General features: G+C 66.8%; 12 protein-coding genes. 6 read left to right on the top strand and 6 right to left on the bottom strand.

The window, feature by feature from the left end:
• The first annotated feature begins 178 nt into the window (after positions 1–178).
• Genes IWX78_RS04190 through IWX78_RS04175 form a run of 4 tightly spaced genes read left to right on the top strand, consistent with a single transcriptional unit; the run spans position 179 to position 3,027 of the window.
• Positions 179–1,378, top strand: coding sequence for a baeRF2 domain-containing protein (locus tag IWX78_RS04190; protein ID WP_196832212.1), 1,200 nt, complete (start codon positions 179–181; stop codon positions 1,376–1,378).
• A 43-nt stretch (positions 1,379–1,421) separates the two neighbouring features.
• Positions 1,422–1,814, top strand: a complete 393-nt coding sequence (locus tag IWX78_RS04185; RefSeq protein ID WP_334684557.1) for a DoxX family protein — start codon at positions 1,422–1,424, stop codon at positions 1,812–1,814.
• Positions 1,811–2,521, top strand: a complete 711-nt coding sequence (locus IWX78_RS04180; RefSeq protein ID WP_334684556.1) for a hypothetical protein — start codon at positions 1,811–1,813, stop codon at positions 2,519–2,521. Before IWX78_RS04185 ends, IWX78_RS04180 begins: the two co-directional genes overlap by 4 nt.
• Positions 2,518–3,027 carry a mycothiol transferase gene (locus IWX78_RS04175; RefSeq protein ID WP_196832211.1) on the top strand — a complete coding sequence of 170 codons (510 nt, stop codon included), beginning with the start codon at positions 2,518–2,520 and terminating at the stop codon, positions 3,025–3,027. The genes IWX78_RS04180 and IWX78_RS04175 overlap by 4 nt, the downstream gene beginning before the upstream one ends.
• Before the next feature lie 2 nt (positions 3,028–3,029).
• Here the strand turns inward: IWX78_RS04175 and IWX78_RS04170 are convergent, their stop codons facing one another.
• The 4 genes from IWX78_RS04170 to IWX78_RS04155 all read right to left on the bottom strand — a co-directional run bounded on the left by IWX78_RS04170 (position 3,030) and on the right by IWX78_RS04155 (position 8,797).
• A complete protein-coding gene (locus IWX78_RS04170) occupies positions 3,030–4,391 on the bottom strand; it encodes a maltokinase N-terminal cap-like domain-containing protein (RefSeq protein ID WP_196832210.1) in 1,362 nt (453 codons plus the stop codon).
• A 61-nt stretch (positions 4,392–4,452) separates the two neighbouring features.
• Entirely contained in the window at positions 4,453–5,235 is a 783-nt protein-coding gene (locus tag IWX78_RS04165; RefSeq protein WP_196832209.1) for an alpha/beta fold hydrolase, read from the bottom strand.
• A gap of 71 nt (positions 5,236–5,306) precedes the next feature.
• On the bottom strand, positions 5,307–6,185 hold the full coding sequence (locus tag IWX78_RS04160; protein ID WP_196832208.1) for a hypothetical protein: 879 nt from the start codon (positions 6,183–6,185) through the stop codon (positions 5,307–5,309).
• A complete protein-coding gene (locus tag IWX78_RS04155; protein ID WP_196832207.1) occupies positions 6,182–8,797 on the bottom strand; it encodes a DUF4062 domain-containing protein in 2,616 nt (871 codons plus the stop codon). Before IWX78_RS04155 ends, IWX78_RS04160 begins: the two co-directional genes overlap by 4 nt.
• Before the next feature lie 149 nt (positions 8,798–8,946).
• Between IWX78_RS04155 and IWX78_RS04150 the strand changes: the two genes are divergently transcribed.
• Positions 8,947–10,644, top strand: coding sequence for an FAD-dependent oxidoreductase (locus IWX78_RS04150; protein ID WP_196832206.1), 1,698 nt, complete (start codon positions 8,947–8,949; stop codon positions 10,642–10,644).
• Positions 10,645–10,681: 37 nt separating this feature from the next.
• Here the strand turns inward: IWX78_RS04150 and IWX78_RS04145 are convergent, their stop codons facing one another.
• Both IWX78_RS04145 and IWX78_RS04140 read right to left on the bottom strand, forming a co-directional pair.
• Positions 10,682–11,527: a DUF72 domain-containing protein gene (locus tag IWX78_RS04145; RefSeq protein ID WP_196832205.1), complete on the bottom strand. Its 846-nt coding sequence runs from the start codon at positions 11,525–11,527 to the stop codon at positions 10,682–10,684.
• 4 nt (positions 11,528–11,531) lie between these two features.
• Positions 11,532–11,969, bottom strand: coding sequence for an MSMEG_6728 family protein (locus IWX78_RS04140; RefSeq protein ID WP_196832204.1), 438 nt, complete (start codon positions 11,967–11,969; stop codon positions 11,532–11,534).
• A gap of 103 nt (positions 11,970–12,072) precedes the next feature.
• Between IWX78_RS04140 and IWX78_RS04135 the strand changes: the two genes are divergently transcribed.
• The gene (locus IWX78_RS04135) at positions 12,073–13,125 is read left to right on the top strand and encodes an ATP-dependent DNA ligase (RefSeq protein ID WP_334684555.1); all 1,053 of its coding nucleotides are present in this window, start codon (positions 12,073–12,075) and stop codon (positions 13,123–13,125) included.
• The last annotated feature ends 261 nt before the right edge of the window (positions 13,126–13,386 follow it).

Raw genomic sequence — 13,386 nt, 5'->3', positions numbered from 1 at the left:
TTTTCGCGGAACGGCTGGTAGCGGATGTCTTGGCAGCCGCGCACTGCTCGGTGATGCTCGACGAGAGACTTGTTTCCGAGTCTCTGCGCGAGTTTCATGGAAGTGATCGCGACACCGTCGAGCGGCCGTCGTCCGTGTACGACCCCCGGTGACGCGACGCAAGACCGGGAGGGACACCATGGCCGAACGACCAGTCGAAGCAGACACCGAGGCCGCCGGAATCCGCGACGTTCAGGCCCAGACCCGCGCGTGGGCGGCTCTCTGGCGGCGCTCGTCGCCGTCGTCCGTCGTCCATGTCGACGCAACAGCCCTGTCAGACGGAACGGGGCAGGACGCCGACGATCGCCGCCGTTCAGTGCGGGATGCCCTTGCCTCGGCCGGCGCGCCCGCACGAGATCGCGACCTGATCGACGACATCCTGGCCGAACCGACGGGCGCCGCCGGCCCGTGCTCCCGGTTCCTCGTCGTCGCCGAAGGTGAACAACTGGTGAACTCTGTGCTTTCCCGGCCGACAGTACCCGGGGAGATCGTCGCGTACACCGCGGTTCCTGACCTGTTGCCGCTTCTGCTCGACCGGAGGGGTGACGCGCTCTACCTCGTCGTCGAAGCCGGTCGCGAGGGAGGCGAGATCCATGTTCTCCGCGCCAGCCAGCCGTCGGCGTTGCGGCGAACGGATGTGCAGGGGCGCGCGGACAGCCTGAACAAAGTGCAGGCGGGCGGCTGGTCGCACAGCCGGTATCAGCACCACTCCGAGGAGATCTGGAAGCAGAACCAGACGCTGCTCGCCGCCGCCGTCGACGGCCTGGTCCGTGAGCTCAGGCCCCGTTTCGTCGTGCTGGCTGGGGACCTGCGTGCTGTCCAATTGCTGTCTGATGAATTCTCGCCAGGTGCCCGCGCCATCAGTTCCACCGTTCAGACCCACGTGCGGGCCGCCGGCTCGTCGCGCGGAGCTCTTGACGAGCACGTCGCCCACACGCTCGGAAAGCTCCGGAAAGCGGATGAGTCCGCGGCAGTCGACCGGTTGGCTGCCGGTGACTTCGAGAACGGCGCGGTGGGGGTCGGCGCGGTGATTCATGCCCTCCAGCAGGGTCAGGTCGATACGGTGCTTCTCGATCTGGAGGCCATCGGCCCGCGGACCCTCTTCGCGCTCGCCGCCGGACCGTGGGTGGCGTCCGCGCCGGAGGAGGCCCTCGGCGCTCCTGTGCTCGATTCGGTTCCCGCCGCGGTCGCTCTCGCGAGAGCAGCCCTCGTCTCGGACTCGCGCCTGATGTTTGTCGCCCCGGATCGATTGCCGGAACGCGCCGGCGTCGCGGCAGTGCTGCGCTGGCCGACCGGTCCGGCCGTCCCGGGAACGCCCCGGTGGACGCAGACTCCCTGATGGACGGTCACCGAGGTCGCCGACGATCGCATACTGTGGCTGAATGAGTGCGAAGACGACTCCCCCAGCCCGTTCCCATGCGGCAGCGGTCCTGTCCGGCATGTTCGTGGTCACCGGGGCGATCCACTTTTTGCGGCCGGGCGTGTTCGACCCCATCGTGCCCCGGCACCTGCCGGGGTCGAGCCGGTCCTGGACCTACGCATCCGGATGTGCCGAATGGGTTCTTGCCGCCATCGTCGCCAGTCGGCGCACCCGAAACCTCGGCGGTCTCCTTTCTGCTGTCTTCCTCCTCGCCGTTTTCCCGGCGAACGTGCGGACCGTGCGTGTCGTCCGACGGCAGCCGCTCACCGCCCGCCTCATCGCCGTGGCGAGACTGCCCCTGCAGGCGCCCCTCATCGGGCTGGCGCTGCGCGTCGGACGCGGGGATGCACAATGACGACGGATGCGGGACGACCCACAGTTTTCGCCGTCGTGGCCGGCCGGGTCCTCGCCGTCGCTTTCAGGATTCTGCAGAGGTTCAGGCGCCCCCGCCCCATTCATCCGCACGGCGTCGCCCTGAGCGGAACTGTGCGGTACCTGACCTCGCCGGCCCGGTCAGGCATCGCGTTTCTCGACCATCCCGCTGCGGCCGAGCTGCCGGTCTCGGCCCGCGTGTCCCGCTCTCTGGGCGTCCCTGCTCCCCTGCCGGACGTGATCGGCCTCGCCATCAGGTGGGATGGACCGAGTGGTCCGGCAGACCTCGCTCTCGCGTCGACCGGTTTCGGAGTGCCGTCGCGGTTCTGGCTCGCCGCGCACCGTTCGCCGTCGCGAGCCCGCTTCACGACCCTGATTCCCTACCGCTCCGACCGCGGCCCCGTGCTCCTGGCCGCACGGACGATCGGCCCGCGCGATCTTCCGTCGGAACCGCGTGCATTGGCAACGGCGCTGACGGGCACGACGTGGCGCCTGCGCCTGTACCACGCGTCGCCTACCGGCCACTGGCATCCGTTCGCCATCGTTGAACTGCGACATTCCTCGACGACTGTCGACACCCCCGACCGGTTCGATCCGGTGCGTCACCAGCTGCCAGGGTCTGAGACGTACAACTGGGCGCGCCGCCTGCGGGAACCGTCATACGCACGAGTACAGGGAAAAACTTCATGAACACCGCTGATCTGCTGACGGATGCCTTCGCACGGGTATCCGAGACCGTCCACGGCGTGGTCGACGGGCTGTCGTCGCGCGAGCTGATGGCGAGGGTCGATGACGAGTCGAACACGATCGCCTGGCTCGTCTGGCACCTGACCCGAGTGCAGGACGATCACATCGCCGACCTCATGGATACCGACCAGATCTGGCTGTCCGCGGGCTGGGTGGACCGTTTCCGGCTCGCGCTTCCTGCGACAGACACCGGCTACGGGCACTCGAGCGACGATGTCGCCACCGTGGTCGTCGAATCCCCCGACCTGCTCCTCGGCTATCTTGACGAGGTCCACGCCCGAACGGCCCACTTTCTCAGCGGTCTGACCGACGCCGACCTGGACCGGGTGGTCGATGAGAACTGGACCCCGGCTGTCACGCTCGGTGTCCGGCTGGTGAGCATCGTCAGCGACGACTTCCAGCACGCCGGTCAGGCCGCCTTCATCCGCGGAGTGGTGCGGCGGCGCTGACCTCAGCGGGCTCTGGTGGCCAGTCGGCGCAGTGCGCTGAGCGGGATCGGCAGCCAGTCGGGCCGGTTGCGTGCCTCGTACACGGCCTCGTACACGGCCTTGTCCATCTCAAAAGCGTCGAGCAACTCGCGGTGGGCCCGAAGGTCCGTGCCCGATTCTTCGATATACCCGCTCAGGAATGCCCGGCGCGAGGCGCTCGTCCAGGCGGCCGCCTGCTCGGTGCTGCCGTGCGATCCGGCGACGTAATCCAGGCTGCGAAGCATCCCGGCGACGTCGCGCACCGCGAAGTCCGGGCGGGATCGCTCCAGCATGGGGCGCATCGGTTCGCCCTCGAAGTCGAGGAGGATCCAGTGACCGTCAGCGAGCAGAACCTGACCGAGGTGGTAGTCGCCGTGAATCCGCTGCAATGACGGCCAGTCGAGCGAACCGACCGTCGCGTACAGGTTTTCGATCACGTCACGAAGCTCGGCGATCGCCGGGACTTCGTTGATCGCGAGTTGGAGCCGTGTCTGCCAGCTGGCGAGAGTCTCGGCGATGTCTGCGGGCGATGGCGCCCGGGTGCCGAACGAGGTGGCGAGCGTGCGGTGCACCTCAGCGGTCACAACGCCGAGCGCGTGCGCACTCGCGGTGAAGTCGATGCCTGTTTCACTGGCACGCAACGCGAATCGCCAGGCATCCTCTGCACCGGCGAGGAACTCCTGAGCGAACGCGAGATGCCCGGAGGCCCGCCCGCGAGCCTGACCGATGTCATCCCACTCGCCGGCCACAGTTCCGATCGAGCGCGGAACACTCTCGGAGCCGGCTGCGGCGATCGCAGATTGCAGAACGACGTCGGGGTTCTCCCCGTCGTGGAGGGCTCGGAACACCTTGCAGATCACCCTCAGAGGACCATCCGGAGTCGTGACCCGGTAGATGATCGACGTGTTCGACTGCTCACCTGTCAGCACCTTCGCCGCGAGGATACTCGAGATCTCGAGGGAGGCGAATGCCTGCCCGGCCGCGTCTGCTCCCTCGGATATGGCGCTGGAGTTCGTCGTTATCATGCGCAACAACGCCTCGGCATACGCCGGATCGTGCGGCCCGTCGTAGAGGTACGTCGTACCGTCACCGCTCGGGTGCAGACCGATCAGGGCACCGTCCGCATCAGCGAGCGGCTCATCGCGCTCGGTGACGGGCACCTGGTAGAGCACGGGTTCAGCTCCGCTGTGATCCATGATCAGGTGCGTGTGGATTCGGGCGCCGACAGCGGGGAGCTGCCAGCTTCCGATCAGTTGGAGCTCGGGAAGGCGTCCCTTGCTGGCGAACCAGCGCTGGGATCCGAGCCAGGGGGCGATGAGGTCGAGGTGGCTCGTCAGCAAAGACATGTACGAAGACTATTACCCCGCGAGAAAAGACCCGTGCGAAGCGCCGCGGGGTTGACAGCGTTCACGTTGTCAGGAAGCTCGAGATCTCCCGCGCCATGACGTCGGGCTCCCAGCCGTGGTTCCGAGCGTCGATCCTTCGCTGCCGTGCGTCGGGGAGTGCGCCGACGATCGCGTCGGCGGCCGGCGGAAAGATCGGTTGTGTGTCTTCGCCGATCAGCACGATCACAGGCATGGTGACGTGAGCCCAGAGCTCGGCCAGCGGCTCACCCCGTTCCGCCCGCTCGAGAACCGCCGCGTCGTACGCCAGTGTGTGCGCGATCGACAACAGCGTCGGCCAGGCAGGACTGTTCCTGGCCGAGTCGAACCACTGCGGGGGCATTCGTCGCATGAAGAAAGCGATGGTGCCCTCCCTGTCGCCGGCGGCGAGGCGTTCCTGGAGACCGGTCAGATCAGCCGATCCGTCGTTCTCGAGGTCGAGCGGCGGCTCCCACAGCACCAGCTTCGTCACCCCGGCCAGGGCCGCAGCGGCCCAGAGGCAGAGAACCGCGCCGGACGAACTGCCGTACAGTGCCGACGACCCGCCGACGATGTCCATCAGCGCGCTGATGTCCTCCACCTCGCGGTTCACGTCGTACGGCAGGGTGTCGTCGCTTTCGCCGCGACCGCGGCGATCGTAGGTGATGACGGTGAAGCCATCGTCGGCAAGAAGTCGGGCCACCGCCGCCGTCGCCGGATCGAACGCGCGGAACGCGTTCGCTGATCCGACCAGGATCACCGCAGGACCTGAACCGTCGAGGTCGTAGGCGATGCGCGTTCCATCTGCGCTTGTGGTGAATTCGGTCATCTGCGCTCCTGACGCTCGAGGTGAACGCCGTCCACCCGTATCCGGCTCTGTCATTCCTCGGTGACCAGCGGTCACGTCGCCCTCGGTTTGAGGATCCGCCGAGCGCGGCGCTCGCCGGCGAGATATACGCCGGCGTATGCCACCAGCGAGGCAGCAAGAGCAACGACGACCGGGAGAGTAACCGCGTTGGCCCAGACTAGTTGCTCACGGCAGAGAAGCAGGGTGAGGTTGAGTGCGATGAGGCTGATCAGCTGTGCCTGGAACAGGACCCGGAATGCGCTCCATCGACCGTCCACGAGCATCCACAGGTTCACCGCACCGGGGAGGGTCAGGACTGCACCGGTCACCCGGGCGGTGAGAGGGGTGAGGTCCCAGGCCCAGGACCCCACGGCGACGTGTGGCGCGAAAAAGAGGATCGCGCCTCCCGCCAGCGACGATCCTCCGACGACGACCAGAAGTATCCTCACCGCTACGGGAATCGTCGTCTCGATGAGATCGCGCCTTCCGGTGTCGGCGCGCCCGTTCACGAGGATCACGGCGAGTACGAGAAACGGGGTCGTGGCGTAGAGAGCCGTCCAGGCGACGAACGACACATGCCCGGGGTGAAAACGGTCCCAGTGCAACGCGGTCGCAAGCCCCAGCAGCGTCGCGAAGAGTAGTACGGCCGGAAATCCGTGTCTCACCCGGTGCCAGCGCTTCTGCCGGAGAACCTGTGCGAAAAACCAGATCCCCCCGATGTACGCCGATCCGAGAACCATCGCTGTCAGCGGTGGTTCGATGGTCCAGGCGAACAACCGCTCGGTGTCGCCTGGCAGAAGGTAGAGCAGCACGCTGGCCACGCCGAGGAACGGCAGGACGAGAACAGCGACGGCCCTCGTCAGTGGGCGGATGCCGTCGTCGCCCGCGCGGCCGCGCCGAACCGGGGCATCCCCTCTGGATCCAGTGCTCATGCCGCGCCTCCGTCGTTCCGCTGCACCCGGTTCTCGAGGGCGTATTCGGTCGCCGCCGCAGACGTGAGTTCTCTCCCATCGGCACGCGCGCGGGCGAAAGCGGCCGCAGCGTCGCCCGTGCGGATCTGGTCGACCCACCGCTGGTGGAACGAGAACGACGGCGCGTTGTACAAGCCGCTCTGTTGGCGCAGGCGCTCCGCGGCACCGAGCAGCCTGCCTGACCGTTCTACCCGGCCTGCGGATGCCTCGGTGGCAACGAGACCCTCGAGGCCGTAAGCGATTCCCTCCCGGTGCCCGAGTCTCGCGGACAGGCCGAGACTCGTCTCGAATGACTGCTGCGCGGCATCCGGCTCTCCTCGCAGAAGTTGCGCCCAGCCCAGGTGGTGCAGGGCGATGGTCTCGCTGAGTTCGTCCTGTTGCTGCCGCGCTAGCGCGAGGCTCTCACGAAAGTCCTCAAACGCTCCGTCCACCTGGCTCTGCAGCAGGGCCACCCTGCCCAGTGCCACCAGCGCCATCGCCGCACCCCACGGGTCATCCGCCTCGCGGAACAGAGCGAGACTCGACTCCAGCTGTGCCTGAGCCTGCTGAACATCGGGGTCGGGGGCGACGAGGAGGGCGAGGGCGATGGACACACGGGTGAGAGCCTCACCCGGTGGGTCACCGGCCCGGTGGAACAACTCGGCGCTCTCCTGCAGTCCGGGGATGACCTGCCCGTCACGATCCTGCCAGAACGTGATCGCCCGCGTGTAGTAGAGCGCCACCGCCCGCGAGAGATCGCTGAGCGGAGCGCCGGATGCCAAAACGGCCTCCATCCAGATTCGCACCTCACCGAGGTAACCACCGATCCACCAGAAGATGTACAGGGTCCAGGTGAACGCGGCGGCCCTGTCCCAGTCGTCATGCTCGAGCAGATAGCGCACGACCGCCCGCAGATTGTCACGGTCGTCGGTCAGGCGTTCCATCCAGTCGAGCTGGAGAGGCCCCTCGATTTCGGACTCCGCAGCCCGTCCGACACCGATGAAATACCTGGCGTGCCGTTCTCGGACGTCTGCGGTCGTTCCCCCTGCGTCCAGCTGCTCGATGGCATAGGCCTTCACGGTCGCCAGCACGGAGAAGAACGACCGTTCTCCACTGTCCTGCTGTCCCACAAGGCTGCTGTCGACAAGTGCGCCGAGGGCGGTCAGCACATCCGTGCCAGAGGAAGGATCGACGACCGCCTCGACCGCCTCGAGCGAGAACCCGCCATCGAAGACACCGAGTACGGCGAGCAGCGCCCTCTCGTCATCATCCAGCATCTGTGTGCTCCACTCGATGGTCTGCCGGAGTGTCTGCTGCCGTGCAGGAAGGTCTCTGGGTCCACCGCCGAGGAACCGCAGGAGGTTGTCGAGTCGAGTGAGCATCGCCCCCGGCGTGAGCACGCGGATCTTCGCGGCGGCGAGTTCCAGGGCCAACGGTACGCCGTCGAGCGCCCTGCAGATACCGACGACCGCATCGACGTTGGCATCGGTGATCTCGAAATCGGGTTTCACGGCGTGGGCGCGCTCGACGAACAGGTCGACAGCAGGATTGCCAGCGACGCCTCGCGGCGTAAGCGCGGAGTCACCGGCGGGGAGTTCAAGCGGACCGACCGGAAAACTGTGCTCGACCGAGATCCGCAGGAGGTTGCGGCTGGTGACGACGATGGTGAGCCCGGGTGACGCGGCGAGAAGGCGCGAAAGCGTGGGGGCAGCATCCAGTATTTGCTCGAAGTTGTCGAGAAGGAGCAGCATCGACCTGCCGTGCAGCGCCATCGACAGTTTGTCGAGCACGAGCCCATCTCCGATGTCGCGCACGCCCAGCGCCTGGGCGAGGGTGTTCGGCAGCAGCTGCGGGTCATGCACGGGTGAACAGTCGACGAAACGGATGCCATCGGGGTACCGTTCGCTCACCCGATCGGCTGCGGCGATGGCCAGTCGGCTCTTGCCGATGCCACCAGGGCCGGTGAGAGTGACCAGGCGAACACCGCCTGGTCGCAGCAACTGGTCGAGCTCGTCGAGCTCCCTCTCACGCCCGATCAATTCGGTGAGGGGTGAAGGGAGGTGGACGCCAATGTCGGCCGGGCGGCTGTCGACGGTAGCCGGTGTCGCCTGGCGGCTCTGGTCGAATCGCTCGGCAAGCAGGGTCGCGAGGTCCGCCTCCAGAAATCTCCGCAGCTCCCGCGGGTCGGTGAAATATTTGAAGGAGGCCCTGTCGTCGGAACGGATGCGGTCGAGCAATTCGGTGAGGCGGGGTTCCCGAGCGTCCGACTCGCGAATGTAGATCAGTTTCGGCATCGACCGCGGTGAGAGCAGGTATTCATCTGCCAGCCCTGAGACTGCCTCCCCCAGTGCCACCCAGCCGTAGCGGTCACCGTAGAGCCCGACGAAGACGTCGCTCTGGTCGAGGTACGAGCGGTACAGGTCCCGCGGCGGATGCGGCCGGGCGCCGAGCTCGAACATCACCGGCGCCAGGTGCAGGCGTTCGATCGCGGCGCGCGCCGCCGCGCGTTCCGGCGCGAGTTCTTTGAGTGTCGAGCTGACGAACACACGCAGACGCTGGTCTGGGGTGCGGATCGCTCGCGACGGCGGATGCATGACTGGATTCTCGACCGATCAGCCGTTTCCGTCCAGCCCCCGCCGACCAGGGCGGCTGGCGGCGCACACCGGCCGCGAGTACACTCGCCGCCAGGTGAGCCCGGCCCATCGCGCACAACCCGGACCTGCTCCTGACTCAGGGACACGCCATGACCCAGAACGACATCGGTCTCCTGCCGCTGATTCTCGTCTGCTCCGAGGCGGCAGACACCAGGGGCAGCCTCACCGGTGAACTGGGCCGGAGATACTCCGGCGACTACCGGATCGTGGCTTCGGCGAGCGCCGCGGCATCCGCCGAGGTTCTCCGCGCTGCTGTACGGAGTGGACAACAGGTCGCCCTCGTTCTCGCCGACGACCTGACCGACGATCAGGAGCAGGGCACCGTGTTCGACCTGGCACGGCACCTGTTCCCCGACGTCCGTCGTGGGCTGGTCATCCGGTGGGGTTCCTGGGTGGATCCTGCCGTCGCGGAGTCCATACTCGGTGCGATGACCAGGAGTCAGATCGACTACTACGTCGTGCAACCCCGCAGGACCCCGGACGAGTACTTCCACCGTGCTGTGACCGAGTTCCTCAGTGAGTGGGAGCGCGCCGCTGCCGATCATCCCCCGGATGCCGTCGTGCTCGGCAACGACGATCTGCCGCGCGTGCACGAGATCCGCCGGTTCCTGTCGCGGGCCGGCATCCGGTTCGGCTATGCGGAACCCGGTTCGCCCGGCGCCCGCGCCGTCGCGGAGAGCCTTGCCGCAGACACTCCCGCCGTTCACCTCACCGATGGCAGGCTTCTCCTCGACCCGCCGAATGCCGCCCTGGCCGAGGCGGTCGGCCTGAACACCGGTCTGCCGTCAGACGCTGTCGACCTCGCCATCGTCGGCGCCGGTCCTGGTGGACTGGCCGCCGCCGTCTACGCGGCATCCGAGGGACTCGACACCGTCGTGCTCGAGCGCGAATCGATCGGTGGCCAGGCCGGGTCGAGTTCGCTCATCCGCAACTATCTGGGCTTCTCCCGCGGAGTGTCCGGTGCCGAGCTCTCGGAACGCGCCTACCAGCAGGCGTGGGTGTTCGGAGCGCGGTTCGCACATACGCGCGAGGTCACAGGGATGGACATCGACGCTGACGGCTTCACCCTCCGCATCGGCCCGGATGAGACGGTGAGGGCGCAGGCCGTCGTCCTCGCCAGCGGAGTGTCGTACCGCCGCCTCAGCATCCCCGACCTCGACCCGTGGGTTGGCTCGGCCGTGTTCTACGGTGCGTCCGCCGTGGAGGCGAAAGCGCAGACCGGCAGGATCGTGCACGTCGTCGGTGGCGGAAACTCCGCGGGACAGGCGGCGCTGCATCTGGCGCGCTATGCGGCATCCGTCTTTCTGATCGTGCGCAGCGGCAACCTCGCCGCGAGTATGTCCCAGTACCTCATCGACGAGTTGACCGCAGCGCGGGTCACGGTCATCACCGAGTCGAAGGTGGTCGGCGGAGGTGGAGGCGGGAGCCGACTCGAACACATCGTGCTCCGGCACCGGGTCACCGGCGAAGAGGTCACGGTCGCGAGCAACGCACTGTTCATCACCATCGGTGCGGCGCCACACACCGACTGGGTGCCGGACACCGTGCTCCGTGACCAATGGGGGTTCATCTGGACCGGGAGCGACGTCGTGCTCGAGGGCGGGCGCCGGGCCTGGCCACACGAACGTCAACCGGGGGCGCTGGAGTCGTCTGTGCCCGGCTTCTTCGCCATCGGAGATGTGCGGCGCGGCTCGGTGAAGCGGGTGGCGTCTGCTGTGGGCGAGGGATCAGTCGTGATCTCGTCGGTGCACGCCTTTCTCGCGGAGCGGTCCGCGGCTCGCCGCTGACGCGAGTGACGCCATCAGTGACGCAGTGCTGACCCCATCAGTGGCCGCGCTCTGCGAGGAGTTCCCGCAGGCGCATGGCGTCGTACGGAGCCCGGACCTTGGCGTCGTTGTCGCAATACACGTACACATCCCGCGGCTGCCCATCAGGGTTGCCTGCCCCGGTGAGCCAGCCGTCGAGACGGTCCGCCCACTCGCCGAGCAGGTCGTCCGGGTAGCCGCTGACGTAGAGCTCCTCTGCTCCGTGCAATCGCACGTAGACGAAATCAGCCGTCACTGTGAAGAGCTGTGGAAAGCGGCCGGCGCTGTCTGCGACGACGATTCCGACCCCCTGCCGCCTCATCAGGTCGCTGAAGCCGTCATCGATGAAACTCGGATGCCTGACCTCGACCGCATGGCGGACCGGCCGGTCGGCGTCGGTCTCGAGCCAGGCCCTCCCATCGAGACGCTCGTCATGTCTGCGCGCGACGGCGACGGCCGCTTCGGTTGAGCGTGGAAGCGTCTCGAGAAAACCCTCGAGCAGGCCCGAATCGAAGGCCAGGGTCGGCGGGAGTTGCCAGAGGATCGGTCCGAGCTTCGGTCCCAGTGCAAGAAGGCCTGAGGCGAAGAAGTTCGCCAGCGCCTTCTCGGTGTTCTGCAAGCGGAGAGTGTGAGTGAGGTACCGGCCTCCCTTCACCGCGAAAACGAAATCGTCGGGCACTTCCGACGCCCAGCGCTGGTAACTGGACGGTCTCTGCAACGAATAGAACGATCCGTTGATCTCGACGGAATTCATCCGTTCACCGACGTAGGCAAGCTCGGCCCTCTGGACAAGCCCTTTTGGATAGAACACGGATCGCCAGGGTGTGTAGCGCCAGCCGGAGATCCCGATGAATGCCGTCGCCATCGCGCTACCGTGTCGCAGCCGGCCAGACGTACGGCAGATCGTCCGGAACGCCCGGGAACAGCGGTCCGTAGTGTTCGGGAGCTTTCCGGAGAAGGTTCGACTGGTGGCTGAGGTGAACCGCTTCGTCGCCGAGCCACGGCGGCAGCTCGAGGTCCTCCTGCGCGAGGAACTCCACCTCAGGGGCGAACTCCAGGATCTGCTGGCGAACGGAATCTGCGTGGCCGAGCTCGATCCAGGCATCCGTCATGTCCAGTCCGTACCGGGTGAGAGCTGGCAGGTAACCGCGCCACATCTTGGCCGCCGGGTGATGTCGCCAGCCATAGGTCGGGATGGTGATGGCACGGAGCAGCTGCAACGACTCGACCCGTTGCTTGCCGAGTCGCGGCTGGTCGAGCACGCGAGCACTGTCGGCAAATGACGGGAACGGGAGAAAGGTCTGCACAGTCGCGAACCTAACATCGGGTATCACCGCGTGGCCATGGGTTGACCTTCGCCAACCGACCTCAGCACTGTTGCACGAACGCCCGGTGCGGCAGGATCATGGCATGGACTTCTCGCCGGCCGCCCTTCCCGCCCCGATGCTCGCAAAAGCCGTGAAAGATGTGCCCGAGCCGGACAGCGTCGCTGGAGGGCTCAGCTACGAACCGAAGTGGGACGGATTTCGAGCGATCGTCTCGTTCGACGGTTCGACTGTCGAAATCGGCAGTCGCGGATCGAAGCCGCTCACGAGGTACTTCCCTGAGTTGACGGATGCTCTCGCCCGACTCCTCCCCTCACCGTGCATTCTCGACGGTGAGATCGTCGTTCCGAGCGGAGAGCCAGGCGCTCAGCGCCTGGACTGGGAAGCCCTGTCGCAGCGAATACACCCGGCGGCCAGCAGGATCACACTGCTTTCGACCGAAACACCGGCGATCTTCGTGGCATTCGACCTCCTCGCGACGGGTGATGACAGCCTGCTCGACACTCCGTTCGCCGAACGTCGTGCGGCCCTCGAATCCCTCATCGGCTCGCTCGAGCACCCGCTCCACCTGACGAGGACCACCACCGATGTAGCCCTGGCGCGGAACTGGCTGGTCGAATTCGAGGGCGCGGGACTCGACGGCGTCGTCGCGAAACCGCTCGCAGAACCCTACGCACCCGGAAAACGGCGAATGCTCAAGGTCAAGCATCACCGAACCGCAGACGTGGTTCTTCTGGGCTATCGTGTCCACACCAGCGGGCAGGGTGTCGGTTCCCTGCTCCTCGGTCTCTACGACGACGATGGCCACTTGACGGGCGTCGGCGGAGCATCCGCGTTCAGCAATGTTCGCCGGCTGGAGCTCATCGACGAGCTCGCACCACTGGTGGTGCGAGATGATGACGGTGACGTCGTCGCCGGGGAAAAGGACCGCAGCCGGTTCTCGTCTGGCAAGGACCGGGCGTTCGTGCAGCTTCGGCCCGAACGGGTGCTCGAGGTCCGGTACGACCAGATGGAGGGCATGCGTTTTCGGCACACGGTGCAGTTCGACCGCTGGCGCCCCGACCGCGAGCCCACCTCGTGCACCTTCGACCAGCTGGACCGGCCGATCGCCTACGACCTCGACGACGTGCTGGCCTGACGCGACGCTGGCGGCCTGACGCGACGCTGGCGGCCACCGTTCTCCCGCGCCGGCCTGACGCGACGCTGGCGAGCAACCGTTCTCCCGCGCCCTGCGCACCTCCACGCCCGGTTGCACAACTCCACATTCAGGAGAATTGCGCCGACACGCCGTATGGTCGCGCTCTCAGTCCGGCGTGTCGCCAGGATCTCCTGAATTTGGGGACAACACCTGAACGTGGGACAACGCCTGAACGTGGGACGTCTCTGAGGATGCCGCGGC

Origin of the sequence: Mycetocola sp. CAN_C7 (assembly GCF_015752285.1) — a bacterium.
Classification (GTDB): domain Bacteria; phylum Actinomycetota; class Actinomycetes; order Actinomycetales; family Microbacteriaceae; genus Mycetocola_A.
This window is presented reverse-complemented; position numbering and strand designations above follow the sequence as displayed.

Excerpts from the sequence above, each read along its gene's own strand:
- IWX78_RS04165 (WP_196832209.1), bottom strand. The coding sequence starts at position 5,235 with ATGACCGAATTCACCACAAGCGCAGATGGAACGCGCATCGCCTACGAC.
- IWX78_RS04135 (WP_334684555.1), top strand. The coding sequence starts at position 12,073 with ATGGACTTCTCGCCGGCCGCCCTTCCCGCCCCGATGCTCGCAAAAGCC.
- IWX78_RS04155 (WP_196832207.1), bottom strand. The coding sequence starts at position 8,797 with ATGCATCCGCCGTCGCGAGCGATCCGCACCCCAGACCAGCGTCTGCGT.
- IWX78_RS04150 (WP_196832206.1), top strand. The coding sequence starts at position 8,947 with ATGACCCAGAACGACATCGGTCTCCTGCCGCTGATTCTCGTCTGCTCC.
- IWX78_RS04190 (WP_196832212.1), top strand. The coding sequence starts at position 179 with ATGGCCGAACGACCAGTCGAAGCAGACACCGAGGCCGCCGGAATCCGC.
- IWX78_RS04160 (WP_196832208.1), bottom strand. The coding sequence starts at position 6,185 with ATGAGCACTGGATCCAGAGGGGATGCCCCGGTTCGGCGCGGCCGCGCG.
- IWX78_RS04175 (WP_196832211.1), top strand. The coding sequence starts at position 2,518 with ATGAACACCGCTGATCTGCTGACGGATGCCTTCGCACGGGTATCCGAG.
- IWX78_RS04170 (WP_196832210.1), bottom strand. The coding sequence starts at position 4,391 with ATGTCTTTGCTGACGAGCCACCTCGACCTCATCGCCCCCTGGCTCGGA.
- IWX78_RS04145 (WP_196832205.1), bottom strand. The coding sequence starts at position 11,527 with ATGGCGACGGCATTCATCGGGATCTCCGGCTGGCGCTACACACCCTGG.
- IWX78_RS04180 (WP_334684556.1), top strand. The coding sequence starts at position 1,811 with ATGACGACGGATGCGGGACGACCCACAGTTTTCGCCGTCGTGGCCGGC.
- IWX78_RS04185 (WP_334684557.1), top strand. The coding sequence starts at position 1,422 with ATGAGTGCGAAGACGACTCCCCCAGCCCGTTCCCATGCGGCAGCGGTC.